Raw genomic sequence first — 15110 nt, 5'->3', positions numbered from 1 at the left:
TTTGTAGGTTCTCATTGATCTTGCAAATATTCTCACTACTTGCAAATCGCTGATCTGAAAACGCCCGGCAACGCTGGGCGTTTCTCATTGATGCCTTAGCTCCCGCTCAACGCGTCAGGAATACCGGCCTGCTTGTTGAATCGATGCACAGGACACCACTCGCGGATATTCTGACCAATAGGAACCTCAACATTCGGGAAGCATATCCCCTCGCGATGATCACAACGGGATCAATGCTGGTCATCAAAGCAGATCACCACCCAGCGAAAGGTCGTTTTCCCTGCTGATCAGTCCATGCACATCCCCCATGCTTAGGCGAAAATTTCGACTACCTCGCCTTGAGTCCATGCTCTCAAATTACAGAGCCTTCCCGAATGTCAGACAGTCATACAGCATTACACTTGGTTGCATGGGTATTTCATAATCAATCCTCGCCTCTTCCTCTGACTTGATTGGTGCGACAGGTTAAATTGTTGCAATACGCAGAAGAATGGCATTCAAAGGAAAATTTATTTGTCTACCAATAAAAGTCTGCAAGGCAATGGGGAAACGGGAGTGCCCCCTGCGAGCGCTTGGGTACGCTTCCTGCGTAGCTACGGACCGACGCCGCAAAACTTAACTCTGTTCGACGAGTATGTGGCCGCCGCAGTCAGCCGGGCCAAGATCGAGCCAATCAAGCTCGCGACGCCGCTGCTCGAGGCCATGATCCGCCATGTCGAATCCAAGGCTCCGGGTTCCATGCTCATCGCTGGCACGGCGGGCGATGGCAAGACATATCACTGCCGAGCTTTATGGACCCACCTCGGCGGCGAGGCCAAAGCCTGGGCCGCCAAGGGCAACGTGAAAGAGCTACCGCTGGCTGACGGACGCCTGGCAGTCTTCATCAAAGACCTCTCCGAGTTCCGTGGCGAGTCGAGCGACCTGCCACTGTTGCGCCTCGAAAAGTCTGTCCTTGAGGGTGACGACTCCGAGATCGTGATTCTGGCGGCTAATCATGGACAGATATTAGATCGACTGCGTGACCTGGGTGAACGGCATGGCGGCCGGCATCCCCTGAGAACGCCCTTGCAAGAGTGTTTCCTGCAAGCGGGACCAGCCCCCGATCGCCTGGCGGTGTTCGACCTCAGTCGCACGACCACCCGCAAGACTTTTGAAGAGGTCGCAAAGGCGGTAGCAGGACATCCTCAGTGGAGCAACTGCTCCAACTGCCCCCTCAATGCTGACGGGAAGGTTTGTCCGATCGACGAGAACCGCCGCCGCTTGCTCGGCGAGGCCGATGGCGGCCAGCTCGCGAGCCGCATGGGCGATCTGGTAGAGATCGCGCGCCTTAACGGATTGCATCTGCCCGTGCGGGACCTGCTCGCGCTGTGTTCGAACATGATCCTCGGGTATGCCGACGCCAAAGAGGCCAAGGATAACCTGATGACTTGCGCGGACGTGGCGCAAATCCAAGAGGCAGACCACGTCAGCAAGGCCAGCATTTATGCTAACGCATTCGGGGCGAACCTTCCCAAACGCAGGACGTTCGACGGCCCGGTCTTCAAGGCCATGGCTGCCTTTGGCGTAGGAGAGGAGACCACGAACGGGGCCGATGGTCTGCTGGTCTATGGCAAGGACGACGCTCGGCTGCAGGCCGATTTCGCGCGCCTGGTAGCGAGCGATCCCATCTATGGCGCGGCGCCGGGTTATCTCGCCGCCCAGGACGATTACCTGGAGGGGCACGAGGGGGCGAGGCTCGAAGTGGGAGCTGCTGCTTTCATGGAGATGCTCGAGGACCAGCGCCGGCGGCTCTACTTCACGCTGCCCGACAATGAGCCTAGCTACTTGCGCTGGGCCATGACGGTCTACCGCTTCGCGGGCGACTACCTTGGGATCATCGACACGCTCGCCGCGAAGAAGACCCAAGTCAACGAGGCCGTCCGGGCACGGATCGCCAAAGGCCTCAACCGAGTGATGACGGGCTTGCTGCTTGAGAATGCCCACCGCATCTTTATCGCCAGCTCCGGAGGCTTCACCCAGAGCCGCGTGAGCGTGCTTTGCGACCATGAGACCACGGCCCGGCGACAGCAAGGCACGGGTATGGCCATCAAGCTCAACCCCATGACGGGACGGCCCTTCTTGGAAGTCCAGCTCGCGGCTGGCGAGATGAACAAAGTGGACTTCGATCTCACGCCCATCCGCCACGAGTTCCTCTCCCGCGTCGCGGAGGGCGCCCTTCCGGCCAGCTTCTCCAACGAGTGCCTTGAAGACCTACTGGCCTTCAAAGCGAAGCTTCTGCGCAAGGCAGAGATCGTCCGCCGCAATGGGGTCAGGGACGACGACGAAGTGGACGGCGAGGACTCCGCCATGACGCTCGACTTCATCGACATCGAACCGGGCGGGCGCGGATTGGTCCGCCCGGTGACCGTAAGGGCTCCAGCATGAGCGCCATCTTCAAACGGCCCTTCATCAAGGGCGTCGACTTTTGCGTTGACGAGAACATCTGGGGCCACCGCCTCTACGACGAGCAGCTTCCGCATTTGACGGTTCTCGAATTCCTAGGCGTCTTGGGTTCGAACCTGGACAAGCCGCTACGCCCCCACGCGGGGATGGACGGCGCCGTCAAGTTCAAGCCGCAGCGGCAAATGCGCCTGCGCGGGTTGCTCTTCAATAACCCCTATGTCGACTCCATCGCGGAGAGCGCGCTCTCCGACGAAGAGAAGTGGCGCCAGTGGTTCGATAAGTTCGAGCAAGGTAAGACTGGCAACGGCGACTCGGCCGCTGACGTGGCCTACCTTCGCCAGTCCTTCATCAGCTTCGATGACTTCGCCAAAGCGATTGAGTTGCTGCGCTCTTCGGCCTTCGAAGAGCGCAGCAACAAGCGCTGGAGCTCGAAGTTCGTGTTTCCCTTCGGCCCCGATGCGCTCTTCGAAGACTTGAAGATCGACGCGAAGGGCGGCATGAGCAACGACCGGCGCTTCTTCGCGCGCTCCGGCGAACTGCTCTATTTGATGCTGACCCGCGCCAAGAAGGGCGCCGAGCTCGGCGATATCCTGGCCAATCGCCTCTTCGATCGCTCGGCGTCGATGAACCGGTTGACCCGGGCGCTTCAAGGTGAGCCGCAGCTCCCCGAGGAGCCTCGAATTTCGGGCTACCTGCCCGAAGTTTCCAATCCGCGCTTCGATCTGATCTGCGAAGACTGGTTGGCGATTCTGTCGAGGGACATGCCGGTCTATGACGCCCTCGAACACTTGATCGCCATCACTGGCCTTCACATGCTCCTCTACTTCCTCGAGCGCGCGAAGCGCGTCGCCGGTGACGACGAGCCGGTGGAGTTCGTGTGCGAGATCGTCTCCAAAGATGGCCGCAAGGTGCGGGCTCTGTCGAGCGATAACTACCAGCAGAACCAGGGCTGCCCCGAAAAGGCGATCCGGGCGCACATCGAATCCATCCGGCGCGAGAAGGCTTGGATCGCCGCTGACTCGGCGGAATTCCCGGATGCCGAGCGCGTGAAGCTTCTGCGCGAGGCCTTCCAATGGCCGCCGACCGATGACAAGGATGAAGAAGGCCTTGCGAGCCGCAAGCCCGACGATTTGATCGACATGCTCGTCAAGGATGCGCTGCCGCGGCATTCCCAGCACGTCGGCAAGATCCACGCGTCATGGTCGCGTGCGATTGGGCTCAGCTCCCGCAGGCTCTCGCGCCGATACCGCTACGCGCCCAACGATCGATTGCTCAAATCGATCGTCATCGCGCTCGTCGGCGAACGCATGCAGTTCGATGAGTTCCTTGCCGCAGCCAAGACTCGCTATGGACTTGTGATTGGCGAAGTCGAAGGCGCTCGGCTGATGGACACCAAGTCCATCGACGAATCGGAGCTCACTGAAAACCGAGACAACCTTGAATCCCGCCTTGTCGGCTTGGGCTTGGTTCGTCGGCTCTCCGATTCATGTTCATTTGTTGAAAACCCGTTCGCGTCTGAGGTGGAGGCTGAATGCTGACCGATCGCATCATCGGGCGCGTCGGCGCGGACATCCTCGCCAAGCGCCTCGCAAAACCGGCCCAAGCCGACGACACCGTCGCGTTGTTCCGCCTCGACAGGCTTTCGTCCACCCAAATCGCCGCCGTGGCGCGCGCGGTCATGGGCAAGACCGACTTGTTCGCTCGGATGGATCTGATGATCCCCGAGACGCTGGTGGTCGGTCAGGGTCTGCCTCCGGAGATCTTGATCGCCGAGAACGCCGGCTACGTGCGCAACAACGCCCTCACGGAGAAAGAGGCGATCCTCACCGCTAGCGGCAGCGAGCACAACCTCGCCGACACGCTCGCGCACGTCACGCCGATCGGCGCTAAGGAGATGCGTGCGGAGGCGCTGCCTTGGGTCGATGCAGCGCTTTTCACCGGCGGACTTTCCCCGGTGGCTGATGACCGCGCAGTCTTTCAGGCCGCCATCGGTGGCTTGCTCAGTGCAACCGAGCTCTCTCTTGTGCAGCTCGGCGAGTTTTGTTCTGAGGTCGTCGAGGCCATCTCCACCAGCGGCTTGCCGATTCGCGATGCCGTGGGCCGTTCGCTGCCAAGGGTGGGCTTGCCTAAGGACACAGGCTATTTCACCAATGCCAGGACGTTCGCCACCGCGCGCGGCCCTTGGCAAAAGGCGTTCGCGAAGCTCTTCGATCAACGGGCACCTCTGCTGAAAAAGCTCCGCCAGAACGGGCAGCCTCTGGATCCGGATGAGATCCAAGAGCGGATCGACGCCAACGTCAACGAGATCGACGAAGGCGCGCGCAAGGCTCTGGTGGCCTTCGCCTCGGCGTCGGCCGGGGACCAAACCACCGCCGCGGCTTTGGCCCAATTCGAGTGGGAGGCCGATGGCGTCTACCTGGCTTTCGACAAGCCCAAGGAGAAGTTGCTGCAGAGCTTGGCAGACACGACGCTTCGCTTCTTCGAGCACGATTGCGAAGAGGAGGGTTCGCTTTCCTCGGACGGGCGCAAGCATCTCGAAGATTTGAAGACGCGCGAGCGTCGCGGCGAGTTCACCTCCGAAGACGAAGAATTCTTCGCGTCGCATCGCCGGTTCCTGGAGCGCGACTCCAAGCTGATGGCTCGCTGGGAGAAGGCCCTGTTCGGAAAGCCCATCGAGTGCGTGGACTTCTTCGAAGGCTTCGCGCGAGTGGTCAACAACCTGCATGCGGGTTTGGACGAAGCCAACGGCGAGCGGATCCTGCGCTTCACCGTCAACAAGGGCCGGACCGAGTGGCGCGAGCGCTTCAACCAGGACGCCGGCAGCTATTTCTCCGCCATGTATCGTGGCCTGCGCGGGTTGATGGGATCTAAGGCGGATTGGAGGGTCACGAAGATGACCACGGCCGATCTGCCTGATCCGCTGTTCGACTTCGACAAATTCATCGCCAAAGAGCGCGAGATCGCCGAGAGCCGCAACAAGAAGTTCAAGCCCTTCACGGGGATTGGGCGAGCGGCGATGCAGATCAAATTCGATGTCGAGTTGCTCAAGGTGATTGGCGGCGCCGAGACCCGGATCAACAAGACGCAGCTCGTCTGGATATACAAGCCCGGCGCAATCGGCCTGTCGATGGTCGCGGACATGCGCCGCCTCCTGGAGAAGGGCGCGGTCGGCTGCACGGAAGTGCATCGGCGGCTCGTGAGCAAGAAGGGCGGCGTCCAAAACGTATCCCTGCTTGACACCAACTCGCTGGAGGCCACGTATTCCACCGACGCTGGCTCGCTGGTGCCTGCGACGAGCAAGTTTGGCAGCCTGGCGCGAGAGATCAAGAGGCGAATCAAGCAGCTCGAGGACGATGGACGCCTGAACAAGTCCCAGCGCGACGAGGTGCGGGCCGCTTGGGATCTCTTCGAGACGGACTACATCAAGGCGATGGAGGACTTCATCGGCTTCGGATTGCATGGCGAGGCCGTCGCGCGCCAAGCCGAGTCGTTCGGCGCGCTGCTCAACACGCTGATGACGCAAGCCCGCGGCGACATCTGCCGCTCGAAACTGGTCTCTGAGGTTCTCTCTGTGGGAACGGCCCGCGTGGCAGGCGAAAACCCGTCGTTGATCATTCCGCCGTGGCACCCCGAGCGCATGAAGGCGTTGGCGGTGAAGTCGCGCCGCGTGGCCGCCTTCGCCACCCATTTGCTCTCCAGCAATACCATCCTTTATGGGGATCGCGAGATCTTCATGCGCGAGCTCGCCGACGAGATCGCCCATCCGTTCTATCCGGAGATCGCGGTGCTGAATGCCGACAGCTCGCCCAAGCTGGTCAGCGAAAGCAGCACGGTCAACGGCTACAGCCTCTTCGAGTCGCCCATTCGCGGCGAAGAAGATGCAATGTCGGATGTGGACCCGGCCGCCGCTGCCAAGCAGGCGCGCGAGCTGCTGGAGCGCTACGTCGGTTTGCAGCCTCATGAGGCCTCGAACCTCAGCGTGGTGCTCTACAACGCCGACGCGGCCGAGCTGCCGCTGGCGACAGTGCGTGAGCTCTCTTCGATCCAAGAGTACGGCAAGTTCCAGTGCAGCGTTTCGGTGCGCCACGCCGACCAGGCGAAGCTCCGCAGCGTCTACGGCGAGCTGGTCAACAAGGCCGGGGACGATCCCGACCTTCCCGTGGTCAACGAGACCAGCGACAACTTCATCTCGAAGCTGCGCATCGCGGTGAGCCCCATCTCTTCCACTCCTAGCGAAAGTGCGCAGGGCTTCAAAGCCTTCGACGTGGCATTCCTGCATGACGTGGTCGCCCGCTCGGCCCGGGAGGAGTGGCTGGAGGTGCCCTGGACCAACGATCGCCCGAGCCTCGATCACGCTCCTTCGCGTTGGTCGTATCGAAGCGTCTCCGGCGAGGACGAGCTCAAATCGACGACGTTCCTCACTTGCCCTTGGCAAACGGCCTCCGGATGGGCCTATGTCACCTCTGTGGCCTCCGTCTGCATGTCGAAGGACATCGAGCAAGAGAAACGCTTCTTGCCGGCCCGGCGCATCTCGCTGCAAAGCCAGGACCTGGCGGCTCTGATCAAGGACGCACACGAGCTAGCCGAATGGGTCGCTACTTATGACGAGCTGCTCGACAAGCGTCAGCTACAGCACAACAAGATCACTGTCGTCCGCTACCGCCGTGGCTCGACCAACGGCCGCAACATGATCGTGAGCTCGACTTCCGAGCTGCGACTGCTGGGTGTTCTCGTGCGCCGCCGGCTCGAAGAGTTGATGCTTCCACTCACGGCAGAGGAGATTGGCGAAACCGCTGAGAAGGCCAAGCGCGATGCGCTGTCGGTCTCCGGCGACATCGTGCTGCGCGCGGCAAAGCGCGGCGTGTCCGCGGGCGAAATGATCGGCCTTGTCCTCAGCCGCCATCTGTTAACCGAGGAGTTCACGGCGCAGGCGGGCGGTGGCCAGGTCTTGACCGCCTACTTCTTGCTCGACGACTACGCGAGCTGGCTCTCTCAACCCGAGAGCCGCATCGCAGACATCCTCGCGATCAATGTCGAGGAGAAGGACGAGGGCATCCGCGTCGTCATCTCTATCGCCGAGTCGAAATACGTCGGAGCCGATGGCCTGGCGGCAGCCCGCCGCGGCTCGAAGGACCAACTGCTGCAGACGTTGGACAAATTCCGGGAGGCCCTGTTCGGCGACCCGGGCCGGCTAGACCGCGACGTGTGGCTCGCCCGCCTGGCTGACATGCTCATCGACGCGGAGATCCCGCCGGGCATGACGGGCCTCATGGAGCGCGCCCGCTCGAAGCTTCGCGAAGGCGAAGTGGAGATCTCGTTGCGCGGCTATTCCCAGGTCTACGTCCACACCTCGGACGCCGGCTCTGGGTCGGCCTCCGAGCAAGAACTCCTGTTGGACGAGAGCGGCGTCAAGGCCTGGCAAGAGGTCTTCGATCGGGACGACTTGAGAAAGCTTGTCGAGGCCTACGCGAAGGACGCCGGAAGCCTGCAAGCGCGGGCCGGCCTCGGGCCCCACGAGCCGTGGGCGGGACACAGCTTCAAGAAGCCTGCCCCTCGTGTGCAATGGCTCGCGGCCATGGGCCAGCTTGCCAATGGCCCTGTTGACGCCGCCATGGAAACGGCGGCGGAAGTCACCCCAGTTCCGGGGGCGTCCAGCGCCCAGGCGCAAGAGCCTTCGGCTCCTGCACAAAGCCCGGCCCAACCCGTCGTCGAGACGCCGGCTTCGGCCCCGATCCCCGCAGCCGCCGCGGCCGCGAATCTCGACTCTGCTTTGGCCGAGCTCGTTGCCTCCAAGTTCGCCGGCGGGGCGCAGTCCGACGCCGAGAGGGAGGCGTGGGCGCAGGATGTCACCAAGAAGCTCCAGGCTGCACTCAACAGCTATGGGCTCCAGGCCAAGGCCATCGGGACTCGGTTGACGCCCAATGGTTGCTTGGTGCGCCTGGCCGGGTCCGACAAGCTGCGTGTCGAAGACATCGAGAACAAGCGCACGCAGCTCCTGACCACGCACGCGATCAACCTCGTCACGGTCCAGCCTAAGCCGGGCGAGATCGTGGTGACGGTCGCCGGCTCCAAGCGGCAGGCTGTGTCGCTTTGGGAGCTGTGGTCCCGCCGCGAGTTCAACCGCAACGTCGCCGGGATCAATACGTCCTTCCTCTTGGGTCTCCAAGAGATCAACGGCTCGCTGCTGTATCTAAACCTCGGGGCGGAGTTCGGCGGGCTTTCCTCCCACGAGCCGCATTCGTTGGTGGCCGGCGCGACTGGCAGCGGCAAGTCGGTGCTGATCCAGGCGCTGATTCTGGACATCGCCGCCTCGAATCCCAAGGATCTGGCGCAGCTCATCTTGATCGATCCCAAGATGGGCGTCGACTACGCCCCATTGGCGGACTTGCCGCACATGCGCGACGAAATCGTCACCACCAAGGAGAAGGCGGGCGAGGTGCTCGAAGCGCTGGTGCAGGAGATGGAAGACCGCTACCGCGCGTTCGCTAAGGCCCGCGCGCGTGATCTGCCCACCTACAACTCCAAGGTCTCGCCCGAGGAGCGCCTTCCCATGGTCTTCCTGATCCACGACGAGTTCGCGGACTGGATGCTCGACGACGCATACAAGGGCGCCGTGGGAGCGGCCGTGCAGCGGCTGGGCGTGAAGGCGCGCGCGGCCGGCATCCATCTGATCTTCGCGGCGCAACGCCCCGACAAGGACGTGATGCCGATGCAGCTTCGCGAGAACCTGGGCAACCGGTTGATCTTGAAGGTCTCCAGCGAGGCGACTTCCAAGATCGCGCTGGATCGTCCGGGCGCCGAGCTGCTGCTGGGCCGCGGGCATTTGGCCGCCAAGCTCAACGGCGAGCAGGGCCTGGTCTTCGCGCAGGCCCCATTCCTTTCGGATCAGGAGATCGAGGCCGCTGTGGCAGCCATCGCGGCTGACAACGGCGGCAAGGGAGGCACCGAATGAAGGCCGAGGAAGTGACCGACACGATCGCGAAGTTCTTCAACGACCTGATCGGTGCGTGGGTGCCCGGCGCGGTCTTGGCCTTCGGATTGACGCTCATGCACCTTGGTCCGGTCCAGCTCCAATCGATCTTCAAGCTTGGCGACACGACCTCGGCGGCGCTCACTTCCGCAGGTATCCTTTTCGCGCTCGGGCATGCGCTGCTTGCCCTTCACGAGCAGGTTTTGAAGACGCCGCTCACCAAGCTCGGACTGGTCAAGGCATTTGACGAAGCCAAAGCGAAGAAGCGGCAGTCCTACGAATGCTTCTCTGAGCTTGTCAAAGCCCAGCAGGCCGGGACCGGCGCGAAGGACTGGGACTACAACGACCTTTGCAGCGTCGCGCTCTCCGTTTCAGCCGAGGCAGGCTCGATGGGGCGCCGGTTCATGTTCATCTCGCTGCTATGCAATGGGGTTGGTGTGGCCTTGACGATCATCGCGCTCGACTTCGCCGTGTGCTCGATGCTCTGGCCTGAGCTGCTGTTTGTCTATGACCATGCAGCGCCTTGGGGTGTCCAGGTCGCCCTCATGCTGGTTGTGGCCTGGGCCCTGTTCAGGCGTGGTGAGGCTTTCTTCTCCCGAGCGAAGGCCACGCCGTTTGCCATCGCGGCTGCCGAGCTGAAAGTCAAAAAGGATGCCAATGCTGGCAAAGCCACCGCTTAGGAAGATCTACCTGGCCGGCGGGTTCAGATCGGATTGGCAGGCCCAGGTGGCTGCACGTTTGGCCACGTCGTTTGAGCTGCTAGACCCGAGCGCGCACAACATCCAAGACCCCGTCGAATACACGCGATGGGATCTGGAGGCTGTGCGTCAATCCGACATCGTGTTGGCCAACATGGAGGCTTCCAACCCGGGCGGTTATTCGCTGGCATTGGAAGTCGGATTCGCGAAGGCCCTGGGCAAGCGGATCTTCATGGTCGACCAGGTGGAGGATCCATCTGTGCGCCGCTACTTCGAGATGGTTCGCCAGTGCTCCGAACGTGTCTTTCCAACGCTCGGCGAAGCCCTCGATCACCTGTTGTCGATCGACTGAGGAGCCTGCCAATGCCTTGCTACAGCGCGTGGAATGAACACTTGAAACCCGGGACGCCCGAATACCTCCGCGCCGAGGCAGAGGTCCGGGCCAAGTTGGAGTCGATCAAACACATCGTCGACTACTACTACGAGGTGAACGGCTTCGCTATGCCTAGTCTTCCTGATGGTGTGGCGGTGGAACCATTCCGCCAGCCCAAGTCGGCCAAGGAGTCTTCCATTCGCGAAGCTATTTGCCATCACTTCGCTTGCGACGAGGTTGGGGTATCGACGCTGTATGACGCCTGCTCGCTTCTTGACGAGAATCGGCCAGAAGATCGTGCCTACCTGGCGGTCATTCTGCCGTCGGTCTCGCTGCTGCGGCAGCATCCGAACAGGTTCAAAACCGTCTACGACTGAATCCTTGGGTCAATCGACAAACCAGTTAAGAGTCTACGGGAAGAGCGGCGTCGGCCACTTGGGATGTGACTTGTCCAACCATGCCAAGAATTCGTCGAACTTTTCGCCCGCCAACCCCCAACGACGCCGCAGATAGACGATAAGCCAATTGCGTCCGCGGTCAGGATGCCCCCCGAAGAATCCGAGACGCTTACAGGCCTCCGCTAGAGGGGCAATATCAATGGGGCCATTCTCTGAGTTGAGAGCAGTGCTCACAAATTGCGCGATCGCCTCCTCAAAGTCGAGCAGCGCCTTAAACGCGTGAACCGCGTCGCTCCCGATTTCGTCCCACCAAACCTCATCCATTGCGTAGACGGCTTCCTCTGCCCATGGAAGAAGGTCTGTTCGCAGATATTCGGGGAACGCGAGTGGGCGCCCCTCTTTGTTGAAGCTGATCAAGATCAGCATTCCGAATAGATTTCGCAGGGCGGTAGCGCACGCCTCAAGGTCGAGGGGATACTGGCCAAAGCAGTCTTGGATAGTTGCTGCTACGTCGTCAATGCCGGCTGCGATGAGTTCAGCCGACGGCAACTTCGGCCAATCGTCATCGGCGTGGAACTCGAGGAGTAGATGCCCGAACTCGCTAAGCGCGTTGCCCAAATAACCCAACATGCCTATGGCATGGAAATGGTTTGCCGCCTCTGTGTAACGGAACGCCGCTTCGTGCAGGTTGCCAAGATATGCCTCGCAATTGCCGATTTGGTGATGAGATTGACCGGCATTGACTGCAATGGACTGTCCGCGCGTTAGGTCGAGCGACTTTCGATAAGCCGTTGCTGCTGCGGCGAATTCGCGTTGAGCAAGAAGCGCGCCGCCCAAGATTCCGTAGCATGAAGCCAGATCGTTTTCGATGTTCTCACGATCGCTCTTCGGAGCAGACGACTTGGTCATGGACGAAAGCGCATCCTCGAAATGTGCGATCGCGTTCAGGGAGAACTCCTTGACAACATTGCTCTTCTCTCGAAGATCGCCCGCTATTGCGCGACACATGGCCAGTTTGCCCAGGATCGATGAGTCGTCGCCCGATTTGAGTTCGATTTCGTCAATCAAAGCGATCGCAGGCCTGAGATCGATTCGCTCCTGACTTCGACAGGCAAGTCCGACTGTCAGAGTAAGCAATGCGCTAGCGCCACGCGTATTCCCATCGCGCAATGCAAGTCGAGCGCCACGCAGCATCACCTTGCTGCCGAGGTGGCCGAGTCGGATCACGAAGAAATAACGCATCAGCTCAGAGCAGACGCCAGCGGCCATCACGCCAAGCAGCTTGTCATCGGGCCGCTTCTCTGCGAGGTCCAACATCCTAAGCAGATTGGGAAGCTCTTCTTCGAAACGCCCCACCATGTTCGGGACGCCACCATTCTTCTCGGAGTGCATCGAGATCGCGGCTGCCATCATCGCGAAGGTCTTTGCCAATTTCAGGGTGAGCCTATCCGCGTCCTCTGCGCGCTCCTCGCCCCAACGAGCCACGGCATAGCTCGCGATGGGCGACAACATGCGGACACGCTCACGCGATTCGCCGCGATCTGTTCCCTCGATGAGGCCCCACCTCCAAGCGCCTGCAATTGCCGACCGCCCATCGCCAACCCACTCGGGCTGGTCTTCCAGCATGCGACTGAAGAGTCCGCCCGGCGCGTTCGCGATTACATACAAAAGCCGTCGCTCGTCTTCCGTAAGGGCGTCGTATGCGAGGGAGAGGCAAGTCCGGAGAGACGTTCGGCGAGTCTGTGAAGAGCGCTTCTGGATTTCCAGCATGTTGGCGCCGCGACGCCGAATCTGTTCCAGCGCGATGCCGCTGGAACCGAAGTAGTTGACCAGCATCGCCTCAAGACGCAGCGTCATAGGGTGGCCGTCAGCGAATGCGACAAGCTCACGCATGCTGCTCGCATCTGTGGGGATGCCGGGCCGCAGGTGGTGGACGAAAATTTGCTCGGCGGCTTCGGCTGCGATTCCTGCGAGCCTCACGTAATTGTCGACCCGCGCTTGCGCCAAGTCTGCCTGCGATGTGATGACGATCTGCGTGTCGGTCAACCGGGTCTGCAGTTGGGTGATCCAGTCGTCGATCGCGTCGATGTCTGAGGCCTTGAGTTGTTCCAAGCCGTCGATGACCAAGCATGCCTGCAGCCTGTCTAGGCTGGACTCCAGCGGCCCACTTCCACCCTGTTGGATGCTCCGAAGCGAGACCTCGAGGGCAGCTTTCATCGCCTCCACACCGTCAAATCGCTCGGCCTCAATCCAAAGCACCGGCCTTCCGGTATCGGCGGCCTCCAGCGCTCTCAGCACAAGCTGCGTTTTGCCTATGCCGCCGGGCCCATGGACAAGGAGATAGCGGTCGGTGCGCAGCGAGTCGCGAATGCGTTCCAGTTCCTCCGCGCGCCCGACGAACATTGGATCTGGCGATGGCAGCGGGAAATGAGGACGGAAGTTCAGGCGGCTTCGAAGGTTCGCGTTGAGACGTTCGATTCCTGATGCTTTGAGCTTTCTGAGTTCCTCCGTCGGGAGGCTATGGTGCGCGTCATGCTCGTTGTGGCACCCCGAGCAAATCCGAAGAAGATTGTGATGATGGTTGCAGCGGGAACTGGCCCAAGGATCAATGTGCGCCGTCTGCACAGCGACGCCAGACCCACAGCGCATGCAACTTCCCCCGCTTTCTGCGTGCAGATATGCAAGCACCTTTGGTGGCGGATCTCGGCGCGCTTCGCTGACCTCCGCCCACGGCTCCCGCAAATAGGAGTCGAAGTCGTCGAGCTCAGAGACCAGGAATCGAGTAGAGCCCTCAATCTGGAGGGTGCGCAGCCGCCGGCTTTCGCCGAGGCGTTTCTGAAAACTCCGGCTCGTGTAGAAAAACAGGAGTTCGGGAGTGATCCCGAGATGCAGCGCCGCTTCTGATGCCGTCAGCGCGTCGTTTGGTGACGGGGGATTCGCTTCAAAACCTGCCGCAGCCATACCAACGTCGCGCGCGCCGCCAGTGGGGAAGGGCGCGGCGTTCTTCACTTGTGGCAAACGGCGCAGGAGCCGTTGCCTTCGTCGACGCCGTAGATGTCGTCGATGTCGTCTGGGCAGGCCTTAACTGGGCGCAGTGGATTGATGGGGATGGCCTTGAGCATGCGGGTCCGGCGGATCCCGTATTCAGCTTGGATCTCGGCGATGCGTTCAGGCTGCTCCATGTCGGCGAGCGATTCGCCCTTGGACCAAGTGAAGGGCGAGCCGTGCTCCAAGGCGTCCTTCTCGAGCGCTTTGGCAGCCTCGTAGGCGTCTGGGTGCTTCTCGCGCAGGCGGACCCACTCGATCTTCTGCTGGAAGAAGCAGAAGGTGCAGCCGCTGCGCGATCTCCACTCGTAATACTTGGGATAGCCGACGCCGGAGTTTTCCAGGATGTCGATGACGCCGGCCTTATCGATGCCGGCCTCGCGAAAGGGTAGCTTCACAAAGAGGTTCTCGGCCTTGGCCGCGTAGCCCTCGCGGTAGTCTTCATCGGCGCGGATGGCCACATAGGAAGTGACCCTGTCTCCGGCCGCGAGCATCGGCCTGACCCACTCCTCAAACGGGGCGAGCTTCAACTTCCGAGTGCACCAGCGCGAATTGGGGTTGGGCAGAAAGTGGTTGTATTGGCGCAGCCAAAACTTGAAGTCGCGGTTGGGGTTCAACCGCAGAATCGGCTTGTGCAGTTTGCCTTCGAGCTTGGCGAGGAACTCGTAAACCTCTGGGAGCTCTTCGCCGGTGTCGGTGTAGAAGTATTCGATGTCGAGCTCGGGGTGGTTGGCGGCCATGTAGACGGCAAGTGCCGCGCTGTCCTTTCCGCCAGAGATCCCCAGTACATGCCGCTCAGCCATTGGCCGCCTCCTTGTCGATAGACGCTAGCTTCATCCCAGCCTTGGCGAGGATAGCCAGCAATACGTCGGTTCCCAAGCCTTGTCCTTCGAGCATCGAGGCGAGCTCGTTGGCCTTGGTCTCGACCGTCTTGCGATGGCGATCAGAGATCGCGAAAGAGCGCGAGATCGTCTTGGTGTCTGAACCCGCGCCAATTACTACCGCGATGGCTTCGCTGTGCGCCTTGCGGCCCTGCACCGTCGCGAAAGCCTCCGACTCGCGGAAGCGCCGGGCGAACTTGGTCAGCTCCAACACAGCCGCATCGATATGACGGTCCACCCAGTCGCGTGGAGGCCTCTCGGCCGCCAGGGCCAGGATGCCTTCGAGGGAGACGCGCGATCCGT

The 15110-nt window shown here is 61.3% G+C and carries 8 protein-coding genes and 1 pseudogene; 6 read left to right on the top strand and 3 right to left on the bottom strand.

Annotated elements, in window-relative coordinates:
• Window positions 1-513 precede the first annotated feature (513 nt).
• From ACH2DG_RS14755 to ACH2DG_RS14730, 6 genes are read left to right on the top strand one after another with little or no spacing between them, the layout of a single operon-like run.
• A complete protein-coding gene (locus ACH2DG_RS14755; protein ID WP_395027054.1) occupies window positions 514-2424 on the top strand; it encodes a hypothetical protein in 1911 nt (636 codons plus the stop codon).
• Complete coding sequence (locus ACH2DG_RS14750) at window positions 2421-3980, top strand: hypothetical protein (RefSeq protein ID WP_395027053.1); 1560 nt, start codon at window positions 2421-2423, stop codon at window positions 3978-3980. The genes ACH2DG_RS14755 and ACH2DG_RS14750 overlap by 4 nt, the downstream gene beginning before the upstream one ends.
• Window positions 3974-9394 (top strand): FtsK/SpoIIIE domain-containing protein, encoded by a 5421-nt coding sequence (locus ACH2DG_RS14745; RefSeq protein WP_395027051.1) that lies wholly within the window; start codon window positions 3974-3976, stop codon window positions 9392-9394. The genes ACH2DG_RS14750 and ACH2DG_RS14745 overlap by 7 nt, the downstream gene beginning before the upstream one ends.
• On the top strand, window positions 9391-10092 hold the full coding sequence (locus ACH2DG_RS14740; protein ID WP_395027049.1) for a hypothetical protein: 702 nt from the start codon (window positions 9391-9393) through the stop codon (window positions 10090-10092). Before ACH2DG_RS14745 ends, ACH2DG_RS14740 begins: the two co-directional genes overlap by 4 nt.
• A complete protein-coding gene (locus ACH2DG_RS14735) occupies window positions 10070-10462 on the top strand; it encodes a nucleoside 2-deoxyribosyltransferase domain-containing protein (RefSeq protein ID WP_395027048.1) in 393 nt (130 codons plus the stop codon). The genes ACH2DG_RS14740 and ACH2DG_RS14735 overlap by 23 nt, the downstream gene beginning before the upstream one ends.
• A gap of 11 nt (window positions 10463-10473) precedes the next feature.
• Entirely contained in the window at window positions 10474-10860 is a 387-nt protein-coding gene (locus tag ACH2DG_RS14730; RefSeq protein ID WP_395027047.1) for a hypothetical protein, read from the top strand.
• 33 nt (window positions 10861-10893) lie between these two features.
• Here the strand turns inward: ACH2DG_RS14730 and ACH2DG_RS14725 are convergent, their stop codons facing one another.
• The 3 genes and pseudogenes from ACH2DG_RS14725 to ACH2DG_RS14715 form a co-directional block, all read right to left on the bottom strand.
• A complete protein-coding gene (locus ACH2DG_RS14725) occupies window positions 10894-13890 on the bottom strand; it encodes a hypothetical protein (RefSeq protein ID WP_395027046.1) in 2997 nt (998 codons plus the stop codon).
• Complete coding sequence (locus ACH2DG_RS14720; RefSeq protein ID WP_395027044.1) at window positions 13887-14729, bottom strand: phosphoadenosine phosphosulfate reductase family protein; 843 nt, start codon at window positions 14727-14729, stop codon at window positions 13887-13889. Before ACH2DG_RS14720 ends, ACH2DG_RS14725 begins: the two co-directional genes overlap by 4 nt.
• A pseudogene (locus ACH2DG_RS14715) lies at window positions 14722-15110 on the bottom strand (ATP-binding protein); the annotation flags it as partial. The pseudogene ACH2DG_RS14715 and the gene ACH2DG_RS14720, both read right to left, overlap by 8 nt.

Source organism: Comamonas odontotermitis (assembly GCF_040396735.1).
GTDB lineage: Bacteria > Pseudomonadota > Gammaproteobacteria > Burkholderiales > Burkholderiaceae_C > Comamonas > Comamonas odontotermitis_C.
Note: the sequence above shows the minus strand (reverse complement) of the source record. Positions and strands in the feature narration are given on the sequence as shown.